Annotated in this window: 11 protein-coding genes; 10 read left to right on the plus strand and 1 reads right to left on the minus strand. The window is 68.8% G+C overall.

The window, feature by feature from the left end; all coding sequences use genetic code 11:
• Positions 1–86 precede the first annotated feature (86 nt).
• The 6 genes from AB4078_RS01615 to AB4078_RS01640 are packed head-to-tail and all read left to right on the plus strand — an operon-like array spanning position 87 to position 7,879.
• Positions 87–2,444: an ROK family protein gene (locus AB4078_RS01615; RefSeq protein WP_441975710.1), complete on the plus strand. Its 2,358-nt coding sequence runs from the start codon at positions 87–89 to the stop codon at positions 2,442–2,444.
• Positions 2,444–3,370, plus strand: coding sequence for an ABC transporter permease (locus tag AB4078_RS01620; RefSeq protein ID WP_441975711.1), 927 nt, complete (start codon positions 2,444–2,446; stop codon positions 3,368–3,370). The genes AB4078_RS01615 and AB4078_RS01620 overlap by 1 nt, the downstream gene beginning before the upstream one ends.
• On the plus strand, positions 3,363–4,268 hold the full coding sequence (locus AB4078_RS01625) for an ABC transporter permease (protein ID WP_441975712.1): 906 nt from the start codon (positions 3,363–3,365) through the stop codon (positions 4,266–4,268). The genes AB4078_RS01620 and AB4078_RS01625 overlap by 8 nt, the downstream gene beginning before the upstream one ends.
• The gene (locus AB4078_RS01630; protein WP_441975713.1) at positions 4,265–5,266 is read left to right on the plus strand and encodes an ABC transporter ATP-binding protein; all 1,002 of its coding nucleotides are present in this window, start codon (positions 4,265–4,267) and stop codon (positions 5,264–5,266) included. The genes AB4078_RS01625 and AB4078_RS01630 overlap by 4 nt, the downstream gene beginning before the upstream one ends.
• On the plus strand, positions 5,247–6,293 hold the full coding sequence (locus tag AB4078_RS01635) for an ABC transporter ATP-binding protein (protein ID WP_441975714.1): 1,047 nt from the start codon (positions 5,247–5,249) through the stop codon (positions 6,291–6,293). Before AB4078_RS01630 ends, AB4078_RS01635 begins: the two co-directional genes overlap by 20 nt.
• Positions 6,290–7,879 (plus strand): ABC transporter substrate-binding protein, encoded by a 1,590-nt coding sequence (locus AB4078_RS01640; protein WP_441975715.1) that lies wholly within the window; start codon positions 6,290–6,292, stop codon positions 7,877–7,879. The genes AB4078_RS01635 and AB4078_RS01640 overlap by 4 nt, the downstream gene beginning before the upstream one ends.
• Positions 7,880–7,980: 101 nt before the next feature.
• Here the strand turns inward: AB4078_RS01640 and AB4078_RS01645 are convergent, their stop codons facing one another.
• On the minus strand, positions 7,981–8,883 hold the full coding sequence (locus AB4078_RS01645; RefSeq protein WP_440731515.1) for a LysR family transcriptional regulator: 903 nt from the start codon (positions 8,881–8,883) through the stop codon (positions 7,981–7,983).
• A gap of 87 nt (positions 8,884–8,970) precedes the next feature.
• Here AB4078_RS01645 and tdh point away from each other — a divergent pair, with 87 nt between their 5' ends.
• From tdh to AB4078_RS01665, 4 genes are all read left to right on the plus strand, one after another.
• Entirely contained in the window at positions 8,971–10,014 is a 1,044-nt protein-coding gene (gene tdh, locus AB4078_RS01650; protein WP_441975716.1) for an L-threonine 3-dehydrogenase, read from the plus strand.
• A 9-nt stretch (positions 10,015–10,023) separates the two neighbouring features.
• Positions 10,024–11,199 carry a glycine C-acetyltransferase gene (locus AB4078_RS01655; protein ID WP_441975717.1) on the plus strand — a complete coding sequence of 392 codons (1,176 nt, stop codon included), beginning with the start codon at positions 10,024–10,026 and terminating at the stop codon, positions 11,197–11,199.
• 147 nt (positions 11,200–11,346) lie between these two features.
• A complete protein-coding gene (locus AB4078_RS01660; protein ID WP_440731518.1) occupies positions 11,347–12,000 on the plus strand; it encodes a helix-turn-helix domain-containing protein in 654 nt (217 codons plus the stop codon).
• Positions 11,997–12,218, plus strand: a complete 222-nt coding sequence (locus tag AB4078_RS01665; RefSeq protein WP_441975718.1) for a hypothetical protein — start codon at positions 11,997–11,999, stop codon at positions 12,216–12,218. The genes AB4078_RS01660 and AB4078_RS01665 overlap by 4 nt, the downstream gene beginning before the upstream one ends.
• Positions 12,219–12,242 lie beyond the last annotated feature (24 nt).

The raw sequence follows: 12,242 nt of genomic DNA on the forward strand, positions 1-12,242 counted from the left end.
TTGCCTTGACACGACGCGAACTCGTCGGATATCAATGACGAAAGCACTTTCGTAATGCTTATCAAGTTGGTTCCGAAAGGTCCATGATGTCCACGACTGATCCACGCCTCGTCGCCCAGTGCCTGACCGCGCTGCGTGAGCACGACGGCGCCACCATCTCGGACCTCGCGGAGTCCACGGGCCTGTCTCGGCCGACGGTCACCGCGGCGCTCGCCGAGCTCAAGGACGCAGGGCTCGTGGTCGAGCACGAGGCCCGCGCGTCCGCAGGGCGCCCGGCCCGCTCGTATTCCCTGATCCTCGGAGCTCAGGTCGTCATCGGTGTCGATCTGACCCGCAGCGGAGTGCGGATGCTGGTCGCCGACCGCTCCGGCCGAATCCTCGGCGTGCAGAGCTCGGAGATCGCCCCGCCCACGACCGCTCAGCCCGGTCTCGCCCCATTGCGCGCCCTTCTCGTCCAGACCCTGGAGCGCGCCGGCCGCCGGCTGTCGGACGTCGCTGCGATCGGCGTGGCCGCTGCCGGCCTCCTCGACGAAGACGGCATCGTGATCTCCTCGCCTCAGGTCGCCTCCTGGCACGGCACCCACCTCGGGACGCTGCTCAGCGAGGCGTTCGGGATCCCGGTCGTCGTGGACAACGACCTCGCCCTCGCGGCAGAGGCGGAGTCGCGCTCCGGCGCGCTCCGCGACGCCGACACGGGCGTCTACGCGCTCACCTGGCACCACGTCTCCGCCCGGGTCACGGCGGCGGGACACGTCGTGCGTGGCCGTCGCGGGCGCGCCGGAGAGGTCGGCATGCTCCGCGCGTTCAGCGATGTGGAGATCCCGAAGGGAACTCTGCTCGAGGCCGTTCCCGCCGTCGGCGCTGAGCTGCGCCGCCTGCGCGACGACCCGGCCGACCCCCGCGGGCTCGAGGCGCTGCGCAGCCTGAGCGCGGCGATGTCGCCGGCGATGGCGGCGCTGATCCTGACCGTCGACCCCGAGGTGATCGTGCTCGGCGGGGAGCTCGCCGAGTTCGCGGACCTCATCGCGGCTCCGCTCGAGGAGAACGTGCGCACCGCCGTCATGGGGATCGACACCGGCACGCGTCTCATCCGCGGAGGTGAACTCGGCGTCGACGCCGCGGCGATCGGCGCCCTCGGGCTCGCGTTCCAGCGACACGCCGCAGGTATCTACGGCTTCGAGGGCGTGACCGCCCCGGCCATCACAACCAGCAACGAGAGGGATGACATGGCGCAACAGGACGCAGCAGGGCAGACCACCGCCTTCCGGGCGGCGGTGATCGGCGTCGGTGCACGTGCGGGCGTGGCCCTGCACGTCGAGGCAGCGGGCGGCACGGTGGTCGCGGCGGTGGATCCTGCTCCGCAGACGCACGCGAGGGCGGCCAGGCTGTTCGGCGACATCCCGGTGTTCGCCTCTGTCGCCGACCTGCTCGCCTCGGGGATCGCGATCGACGGAGCGTTCATCACCTCGCCTGACTTCACGCACGCCGAGGTGTCGATCGAACTGCTCGAGGGCGGCGTGCCGGTCTACGTGGAGAAGCCGCTCGCGATCTCGATCGAGGATGCGGACCGGATCCTGGAGACCGCATATCGCACGGGATCGAAGCTCTACGTGGGCCACAACATGCGGCACATGCGGGTGGTCCGGATGATGAAGGACGTCATCGACCGTGGCGAGATCGGCGAGGTCAAGGCGATCTGGTGCCGTCACTTCGTCGGCCACGGCGGCGACTACTACTTCAAGGACTGGCATGCGGAGCGCGACAAGGCGATGAGCCTGCTTCTGCAGAAGGGCGCCCACGACATCGACGTCATGCACTGGCTGGCCGGCACATCGTCGCGCACGGTGGTCGGCGTCGGGGACCTCGCCGTCTACGGGCAGGTGGATTCGCGTCGGGACAACTCGGACCGGCGGATGGGCGACTGGTTCTCGATGGCGAACTGGCCGCCGCTCGCCCAGCAGGATCTCAACCCGGTGATCGATGTCGAGGACATCTCGATGATCATGATGCGCACCGACTCGGGGGTGCTGATGAGCTATCAGCAGTGCCATTTCACCCCGGACTACTGGCGCAACTACACGGTGATCGGCACCGAGGGGCGGATCGAGAACTTCGACGACGGCACCGGCGGTGAGATCCGGGTGTGGAACGCGCGCAGCGACTACCTCGAGAAGGGGCATGTCCGCTATCCGATCCAGGACGGCGGCGACGGCGGGCACGGGGGAGCGGATCCCCTCACCGTGGCCGAGTTCGTCGAGTTCGTGCGCTCCGGCACCCCGACCGACACGAACCCGCTCGCGGCCCGCGACGCCGTCGCCGCCGGGGTCGCCGGCGCCCTCTCCATCCGATCCGGGTCCCAGCCGCAGCAGATCCCCGCTGTGCCCGACGAGATGATCGCCTACTTCACGGCCCACCAGCCGGCACGCGAGTCCGCGAGGCACTGATGCTCCGGTACAGCCTGCGGCGGATCCTGCTGATGATCCCCACCCTCATCGGCTCGACCTTCCTGGTGTACTTCCTCGTCTTCCTCGTCCCAGGGGATCCGGTACTGGCGCTCGCGGGGGAGAAGCGACTGTCGCCCTCGACGATCGCCTCGATCCGCGCCCAGTACAACCTGGACGATCCGTTCCTCGTGCAGTACGGCAAGTACCTGATGAATGTGCTGCACGGCGACTTCGGCCGTGACTTCAACGGCAACGCGGTGTCCACTCTCATCGCGACGGCACTGCCCTACACTCTCGTGCTGGCACTGTCCGCGTTCCTGCTGAAGATCGCCATCGGGGTGTGCCTGGGTGTCTGGGCGGGGCTGCGCCAGGGCAGGCTGCCGGACAAGTTCAACCTCTTCTTCACGATCTTCTTCCTGGCCGTGCCCGGCTTCATCATCGCCTACTTCTCGCAGTACGTCTTCGGCATAAAGCTGCATTGGCTGCCGATATCCGGGGTGCGGCTCGGGTTCCCGATCGCCTTCATCCTGCCGGCGGTCGTGCTGGCGCTGGAGACCGCTTCGCCGCTCGCGCGGCTGACGCGCACGAGCCTCGTCGACGTGCTGCGGTCTGACTTCATCGTGACCGCGACCGCGAAGGGACTCCCGCCACGGCGGATCATGTGGGTGCATGCCCTGCGCAACGCGTTCATGCCCGTCGTCACCTATCTCGGCCTGAGCCTGGCGAGCCTGCTCGGCGGATCCGTGCTCATCGAGACCATCTTCAACCTGCCCGGCCTCGGCGGCACCCTGTCCCGTGCCATCGAGACGCAGAACGGGCCGGTGGTGGTCGGGGTCTCGGTGTTCCTGCTGCTCTTCTACCTGGTCTGCGCGCTCGCCGTCGACCTGCTGTATCCGATCATCGACCCGAGGGTGCGTCATGTCTGATCCTGCAGCGCGCGAATCCACGATGGCGCTGCTCACCGCGCGCATGCGTCGCGCCCGCCCGCGCAGCGGCCTGCACGCGCTCTGGCGGAAGCCGTTCTTCCTCGTCGCGGTCGCGATCATCCTCGTGGTGACCTCGATGGCGCTCTTCCCCGCGCTGTTCACGCCCCTGGATCCGCGCTCCTGCAGCCTCGCGATGTCGCGGGTGGGTCCGCAGCCGGGCCACATCATGGGCTTCGACATCCAGGGCTGCGACTACTGGACGAACATCGTCTACGGCGCGCGCACGTCCTTGGAGGTCGGGGTGCTCACCGCCGTGATCAGCTTCACGATCGCACTCGTGGCGGGCGCGCTCGCCGGCTACTTCGGCGGCGTGGTCGACTCCGTGCTGTCCTGGATCTCGAACGTCATCCTGGGCATCCCCGTCGGGATCGCGAGCCTCGTCATCCTGTATCAGTTCCGCTCCCGCACGGTCTGGACGATCGTCTTCGTGCTCGTGCTGTTCAGCTGGGCAGGGACGATGCGGTACATGCGCGGCTCGGTGCTGCAGGTCAAGAGCCTCGAATACATCCAGGCGGCGCGGGGTCTGGGTGTCGGTCCGTGGCGGATCCTGCGCGCCCACGTCGTGCCGAACGCGGTGACCCCGCTCATCGTGATGAGCACGCTCTCGATCGGCGCGGGCATGACCGCCGAGGCGGGGTTCTCCATCCTTGGCGTCGGCCTCAAGCTGCCCGCGTTCTCGTGGGGACTGCAGATCGCGACCGCCAGCCAGGACGGCAACTGGCAGATCGCCCCACTCCTGATGCTGTTCCCCGCGACCATGCTGGGGCTCACCACGCTGGCCTTCGTCGTTCTCGGCGAGAACCTGCGCGATGCCCTCGACCCGAAGGGCCGCCGATGACCGCGCTGCTCGAGGTGCAGAGCCTCTCTCTGGAATTCCGCGGATCCCGCGGCACCGCACCGATCACGGCGCTGCAGGACGTGAGCTTCACACTCGACCGCGGTGAGACGCTCGCGGTGCTGGGTGAGTCCGGCTCCGGCAAGAGCATCACGGCCAAGGCGGTGATGGGGATCCTGCCGAAGCCCGCCGCAGTGGTGACCGGGGGTCGGATCCGCTTCGACGGCACGGACCTGCTCTCCCTTTCCGCCGCCCGTCTGCGCTCCGTGCAGGGCGCGCGTATCGCGATGGTGTTCCAGGATGCGCTGAGCGCGCTCAACCCGGTGCAGACCGTGTCGACGCAGATCGCCGAGCTTTACCGGGTGCATCGAGGGCTGGGGCGCCGTGAGGCGAAGGAACGCGCGATCGAGATGATGCGGGCCGTGCGCATCCCCGACGCCGCGAACCGTGCGGATGACTACCCGTTCCAGTTCTCCGGCGGCATGCGCCAGCGCATCATGATCGCGATGGCTCTCGCGCTCGACCCGGACGTCCTCATCGCCGACGAGCCGACCACCGCCCTGGACGCCACCGTGCAGGCGCAGATCCTCGAGCTTCTCGCCGAGGTCACCGCGGAGCGGCACATGGCGCTGATGATGATCACGCACGATCTGGGGGTGGCGGGCCAGCTCGCCGACCGCGCGCTCGTGATGTATGCGGGGCGGGTGGCCGAGTACGGGCCGATCGACGAGGTCTTCGATCGGCCGGCGCACCCGTACACCCGTGGCCTGCTCGGCTCGATCCCGGGAGCGGCGCACCGTGGTCAGGACCTGCCGACGATCCCCGGCCTTCCGCCCGACATCGCCCGCCGTCCGCCGGGGTGCAGCTTCAACCCGCGTTGCGTCTACGCGACCGCGGAGTGCGCGTCGATCGATCCGCCGCTCGTGGCCTTCGCATCGGGCCGCGCCGCCGCGTGCCACCATCTCGAGGAGGTGCTCTCCGATGTCCCTGTTGGAGCTTGAGGGCGTCCGCCGGCACTACCGGCAGAAGAAGACGATGTTCGCTGCGGCAGGGCACTCGCCCGTCCGTGCGGTGGACGGGGTCGACTTCCGGGTGGACCCGGGGGAGACAGTCGGCCTGGTCGGTGAGTCCGGCTGCGGCAAATCCACCCTGGCCCGGATCATCTGCGGGCTGGAGGCGCCGAGCGAAGGAGCGGTTCGCTGGAACGGCACCGACGTCGTCGCGATGCGTCCGGCGGAGAGGGCGCGGATCCTGCATCGCGAGGTGCAGATGGTGTTTCAGGATCCCCATGCCTCGCTCGATCCGCGACGCTCGATCGGCCAGTCCATCGCAGAGGGCATCGAGACGCACCGGCTGCTTCCCGCGTCGCGTATCGACGGACGGGTGCGAGAGCTGCTCGCGCAGGTCGGGCTGAACCCGGACCATGCCCAGCGCTATCCGCATGAGTTCTCGGGCGGTCAGCTGCAGCGGGTCGGCATCGCGCGCGCGCTCGCCGTGGAGCCCCGGCTTCTCGTCTGCGACGAGCCGGTCTCGGCCCTGGACATCTCCGTCCGCGCGCAGGTGCTCAACCTGCTGAACCGTCTCAAGCGCGAGCTGGGACTGTCGATGGTCTTCATCGCGCACGACCTCGACGTCGTGCAGCACATGTCGGATCGGATCGTGACGATGTACCTCGGCAAGGTCGTGGAATCCGGCGATGGCGACGACGTGTACGACCGCACGGCGCATCCGTACACGAGGGCGCTGCTCTCCGCGATCCCGCGCAAACTCGGACCCGATGAGCGGCTCGACCGGGTCGTGCTCGAAGGCGACCCGCCGTCTCCGATCGATCCGCCGCCCGGTTGCCCGTTCCACACCCGCTGCTACACGGCCATCGAGCGGTGCGCGACGGAGATCCCCGCACTCGTTCCGGTTCCCGGCGAGCCCGCGCGGCATCGCTCCGCCTGCCATCTCGCGGCCGAGGTGAGCCGCTCCCGTGTGGGCGCCGTCTACACCATCTCCACCCCCTCCGAAAGGACAGAACCATGACCAGACTGACGAAGCGCATCGCGGTGGGCATCGTCGCCGCCGCGGCCTGCGCGACGACGCTGACCGGGTGTCTCGGCCAGCCCTCCGGCGGCGCAGACGGCAAGACCTCGCTGGTGGCGGTGAACAACGGCGAGATCCAGCGCATCACCGGCGCGCAGAACGCCGGGAGTCAGATCGCCATGGCGATCTGCGAGCCACTCACCGGCATCGCGGACGATGGGTCGATCTTCATGCGCGGCGCCGCGTCCGTCGAGAGCAAGGACCAGACCACCTGGACCGTGAAGGTCGCGAAGGGGCATACCTTCTCGGACGGCACGAAGATCGACGCGAAGACCTACGTCGACACGTTCGACTTCGTCGCGAACGGCGCCAACGCGATGCCGTCCAACTTCGCATACGAGCAGATCCAGGGGTATGACGAGCTGAACCCCGCCGAGGGCGAGCCGACGGGCACCGCGCTGTCCGGGCTCAAGCTCGTGGACGACGACACGTTCACGCTGACGATGAAGTCGCCGAACAACGACGTGCCCTATCTCCTGTCGATGCTCTCGTTCTGTCCGATGCCCGAGAGCGCGTTCAAGGATCCGGTCGCCTACGACAAGAAGCCGATCGGCAACGGCGTGTACACGCTGAAGTCGCTCGATCCTCAGGTCGAGGCGGTGCTGACGAAGGACCCGGAGTACAAGGGATGGGTGCCGAAGGGCGCGGCCGACACGCTCACCTTCCGCGTCTACACCGACACGAACACGGCCTATCAGGATGTCGTGGCAGGCAACGCGGATGTGCTGCGCAGCCTGCCGCCCGGCCTCATCGCGCAGGGCCGCAACGCGCTCGGCAAGGAGGGGCTGACGGCGATCGACCGCAACACGCTGCAGACGTACATCGCGTGGCCGACGTATCTGGACGCGACGTATCCGGTCGAGGTGCGGCAGGCGTTCTCGATGATCGTGAACCGGGAGAGCATCTCGAAGGACCTCTTCAAGGGTGCGACCCTGCCTGCTACTTCGCTCATGCCGAACTCGGTCTCGGCCTATCGTGAGGGCGCTTGCGGGCAGTACTGCACGTACGACCCCGACGCGGCGAAGGCCTTGCTGGCCAAGGCCGGGTTCACCGGCTCCATCCCGCTGAACTACGCCTCCAGCAGCACGACCGATGCGGCGACCGCCCTGGCGATCTCCAATTCCGCGAAGGAGATCGGCCTCGACGTCGAGCCCAAGCCGGTGCCCGCGGCCACGCTCTCCGACACGATCAACAAGTATGGGCTGGACGGTCCGAGCATCCAGCTCTGGGGCTCCTCCTTCCCGCGTGCCTCGGAGTGGATCGCGTCGATCTTCGTCGACGCCAACTACCGGCTGAAGTACGACAACCCCACGGCGGCCGACCAGGTCAAGCAGGCGCTCGCCGCCGGGGACGAGAAGCAGGCCGATGCGCTGTGGCAGAAGGCGGAGGACGGGGTGCTCGCAGACCAGGTGCTGCAGCCGTTGTACCAGCAGGTCATGTACATCGCCCACACGAAGTGCGTGACCCCGCACGCCGCAGGCGGCGACATGCAGATCTACCGCACCGAGGTGACCTGCTCGCAATAATCGGGTCCTGCGGACTCAGATGATTCCCGGCGCGGCGCGGGGCGACCATGAGGGCACCCCGCGCCGCGCCGGTTCCGTGCGCCGACGCTCCCGCGCCGACTTCAGCCTGCGAGTTCCGCCATCACGCGGCTGAGCGCGTCCGCGACGAGTCGCACCGAGCGCCGGCGCAGGTTCTCCGGCCGGGCGAGCACGTCGATCATCCGGTTGGTGCTCACATACTGCAGCGGACGGCGCACCACGGCGTCCGTCCCCTGGGTCGTGTAGCGCGGGAGCACACCGATCACATCGCCCGTCGCGATGACGGAGGCGGCGACGCCGTAGTCGTTGATGCGGTGCACGATCTCCGCCGGGCGATTCGTGATGGCGGAGATCGTGCGCAGCACGTCGTCGGGGGAGTAGCCCGCTCGACTGGTCACCCAGCGCTCGCCGACGACGTCGGCCGGGCGCAGCGAGGCTCGCTGCGCGAGCGGGTGATCGGGGGAGAGCGCCACATCCAGAGGCTCCGTCGCGAGCGTGAGCACGCGGATCCCGGTCTTCGGCCATGGCGCGCTGTGCTCCATTCGGTGTGCCAGCACCAGGTCGTAGCGTGCGGTGAGCGCAGGGAAGTCGCTCTGCGCGACGTCCTCGTCGGTGAACCGGATCGCAGGGACCCCGGGGCCGGATCCGAGGTCGCGCAGGAGGGGTCCGAACAGCGCCTGTGCCGCACTGAGGAAGCCGCTGATCGTGACGATGCCGCCTTCCGCGGCCTCGAACTCGTCAACCGCCGAGCGCGCCGCGGCCATGGCGTCGAGCGCTGCGGCGCCGGCTTCGGCGAGAGCCTCGCCGGCCGGCGTCAGAACGAGGGTGCGGCCCTGCTTGCGGGTCAGAGGTGCTCGCACGCCGCGCTGCAGTGCGGCCAGCTGCTGGGAGACGGCGGACGGCGTCACCCGCAGAGCGTCGGCGACCGCGGTCACACTTCCGAGCGCACCGAGCTCGCGCAGGATCTGGAGCTGCTGCAGCTGCATATGTCTATTCAAGCATGTAGCGATGCTTAATGATCAGTCCAGACAGTCAGGCTTGTTCTTCACAGTCGTTCGCGGTGGGATCGAAGCATGAAGGCTCTCTACAAGGACGGCCCGCACGCGGGCCTCGCGCTCGTCGACCGGCCTGACCCTGTGGCCGGTCCCGACGAGGTGGTGATCCGCGTGCTGCGCACCGGAATCTGCGGCACCGACCTGCACATCCAGCGCTGGGACGACTGGGCCGCCTCCGCGGTGAAGGCACCGCTCATTCCCGGCCACGAGTTCTACGGCGAGGTCGTCGAGGTCGGCCCGCTCGTCCACGACATCTCCGTCGGTGATCGGGTGTCCGGCGAGGGGCACATCGTGTGCGGCATGTGCCGCAACTGCCGTGCCGGCCGTCGGCAGATGTGCATCCGCACGATCGGGCTCGGCGTGCAACGCGACGGCGCCTACGCGGAGTACCTCACCCTGCCCGCCACGAACGTCTGGGTGCACCACTCCGACGTGACTCCCGAGCTCGGCGCGATCTTCGACCCGCTCGGCAACGCCGTGCACACCGCACTCGCGTTCCCGCTCGTCGGCGAGGACGTGCTGGTCACGGGCTGCGGGCCGATCGGGCTGATGGCGATCGCGATCGCCCGCCACGTGGGCGCGCGCTTCATCACCGCGACCGATGTGAGCGCTCCTCGGCTGGAGCTCGCCCGCGAGATGGGGGCCGACGCCGTCGTCGACGTCTCCCGTGAGGACATCGCGGACGCCCAGCGCGCACTCGGCATGCGCGAAGGCTTCGACATCGGCTTCGAGATGAGCGGGGCGCCGAGCGCGCTGCCCGCGATGATCGACAACATGAACCACGGCGGGCGGATCGCGATGCTCGGCCTGCCGACCGGCCCGTTCAGCGTGGACTGGGGCAAGATCGTCACGCACATGCTCACCGTGAAGGGCATCTACGGCCGCGAGATGTTCGAGACGTGGAACGCGATGGGTGCGATGCTGCAGACCAGCCCAGTGCTGCGCGACTCGATCACCCGCATCATCGCCGAGGTCCTCCCGGCTCGTGAGTGGGAGAAGGGCTTCGCGTCCGCCGCATCCGCGGGCACGGGCAAGATCATCCTCGACTGGACCGAACTGTAGGAGACGACGATGTACGGAGCATTCCAGCAGCACCTCGCGAGCGAACTCACCGGGATCGAGGAAGCGGGCCTCACCAAGCACGAGCGCGGGATCCGCGGTCCGCAGCGCACGGAGATCGTCGCAGACGGCGCCGAGGTGCTCAACTTCTGCGCCAACAACTACCTCGGCCTCGCGGACGACCTTCGTCTGGTCGAGGCCGCGAAGGGCGCGCTCGATGAGTGGGGCTACGGGCTGGCGAGCGTGCGCTTCATCTGCGGCACCCAGGAGCAGCACCTCGAGCTGGAGCGACGGCTGTCCGCGTTCCTCGGCACCGACGACGCGATCCTGTTCTCCTCGTGCTTCGATGCGAACGGCGGCGTCTTCGAGACCCTGTTCTCCGCCGAGGACGCGATCATCTCGGACGAGCTCAACCACGCCTCGATCATCGACGGGATCCGCCTCTCCAAGGCCCGCCGGCTGCGCTATCGCAACCGCGACATGACCGACCTCGAAGAGCAGCTCAAGGCCGCGGCCGATGCGCGCTTCCGGGTGATCGTGACCGACGGGGTGTTCTCCATGGACGGCTACATCGCCCCGCTCGCGGACATCTGCGACCTCGCGGAGCGCTACGACGCGCTGGTCTTCGTGGACGACTCGCACGCCGTCGGCTTCATCGGCGAGCACGGTCGCGGCACGCCGGAGCTGTGCGGCGTCGAGGGCCGGGTGGATATCTACACCGGCACCTTCGGCAAGGCGCTCGGCGGCGCGAGCGGCGGCTACGTCGCCGGGCATCGCGACATCGTGGCCCTGCTGCGCCAGCGCGCCCGTCCGTACCTGTTCTCCAACACGCTCGCCCCGTCGATCGTGGCGGGCACCCTGCGCGCGCTCGATCTCGTCGAGGGATCCGGATCCCTTCGCGTGCAGCTGCAGGAGAACGCGGCCCTGTTCCGCCGCCGGATGACGGAGGAGGGGTTCGACCTGCTCCCGGGCGAGCACGCGATCGTGCCCGTCATGTTCGGTGATGCCGCGTTGACCGCACGGGTCGCCGCGGAGATGCAGAAGCAGGGCGTCTACGTGACCGCCTTCAGCTTCCCCGTGGTGCCGCGCGGGCTCGCGCGCATCCGTGTGCAGCTCTCCGCGGCGCACACCCCGGAGCAGGTCGAGCGCTGCGTCGCAGCGTTCGTCGCTGCGCGCGCCGCGGCCTGACCCGCTCCTCGACGCCCCCTCGCAGCGCCGGCGCCCCCTCTGAGCAGCGCTCCTGCGAGGGGGCGTCGGCGTACAGAGGGGGCGTCGACGTGAGATGTTGCAAAGAAGTGCTTGCAAAGAGCTTCTTGCAAAGGTATCTTTGCATGCATGACGGAGAACGAAAGACCCCGACGGGACGCTCAGCCCGAGGAGCGCACGCTCGACGCGAGCGCGCTGAAGGCGCTCGCGCACCCGCTGCGGGTGCGGATCCTGGATCTGCTCGCGGAGCGCGGTCCGCAGACGGCGAGTTCGCTCGCCGCGCTGATCGGGGAGAGCTCCGGCGTCACCAGCTATCACCTTCGGGCGCTCGCCGCGCGCGACCTCATCCACGAGGTCGCTGACCGCGGCACGGCGCGCGAGCGGTGGTGGGAGCGCCCCCGTGGACGGATGTCGTTCTCCGGGCCGAACGACGAGATGACGCCGTCCGGCCGGGCCGCCGCGCAGATCGTGGAGGACGAGTTCTTCCGCAACAGGCACCAGCGACTGATGGATCACCTGCACCGGCCGCAGTCGGAGGTGCCGCAGGAGTGGCGCGAGGCCGCGCACCACATGACCACGATGCTCGACATGACCGCGCCGCAGCTGCAGGAGCTCGCGCAGCAGATCGATGCGCTCGTCGAGGCCGCCGTGCAGCGCTATCGGGACCAGACCGGCCCCGGTGTGCGCCGCGTCACGGTCCGCGCAGACCTGTTCGACCTTCCCGACGCCCGCCCGCGGGGCGCCGCGGAACACCGCACCACAGAGACCGAGGAGTTGTCATGACCGCCGCGACGCTGCACATCGCCGCCCCCACGTACCTCGAGCGCACGGGCCTCCGCGTCGCCGACGCGATCACCGCGCACGTCCGCCGACGCATGGAGCGCCGGGCCGAGCGACGCGCGCTCGCCATCGACATGCTCCGTGAGCAGCATGCGCGCAAGGCCGTGGATCCGTTCATCCTCGAGCAGTCGCTGCAGATGATCGGATCGCGTTCGCGCTGAGGTCGTCGCACTGGCACTCGCACT

The organism is Microbacterium sp. 2MCAF23 (genome assembly GCF_052115565.1).
Lineage (GTDB): Bacteria > Actinomycetota > Actinomycetes > Actinomycetales > Microbacteriaceae > Microbacterium.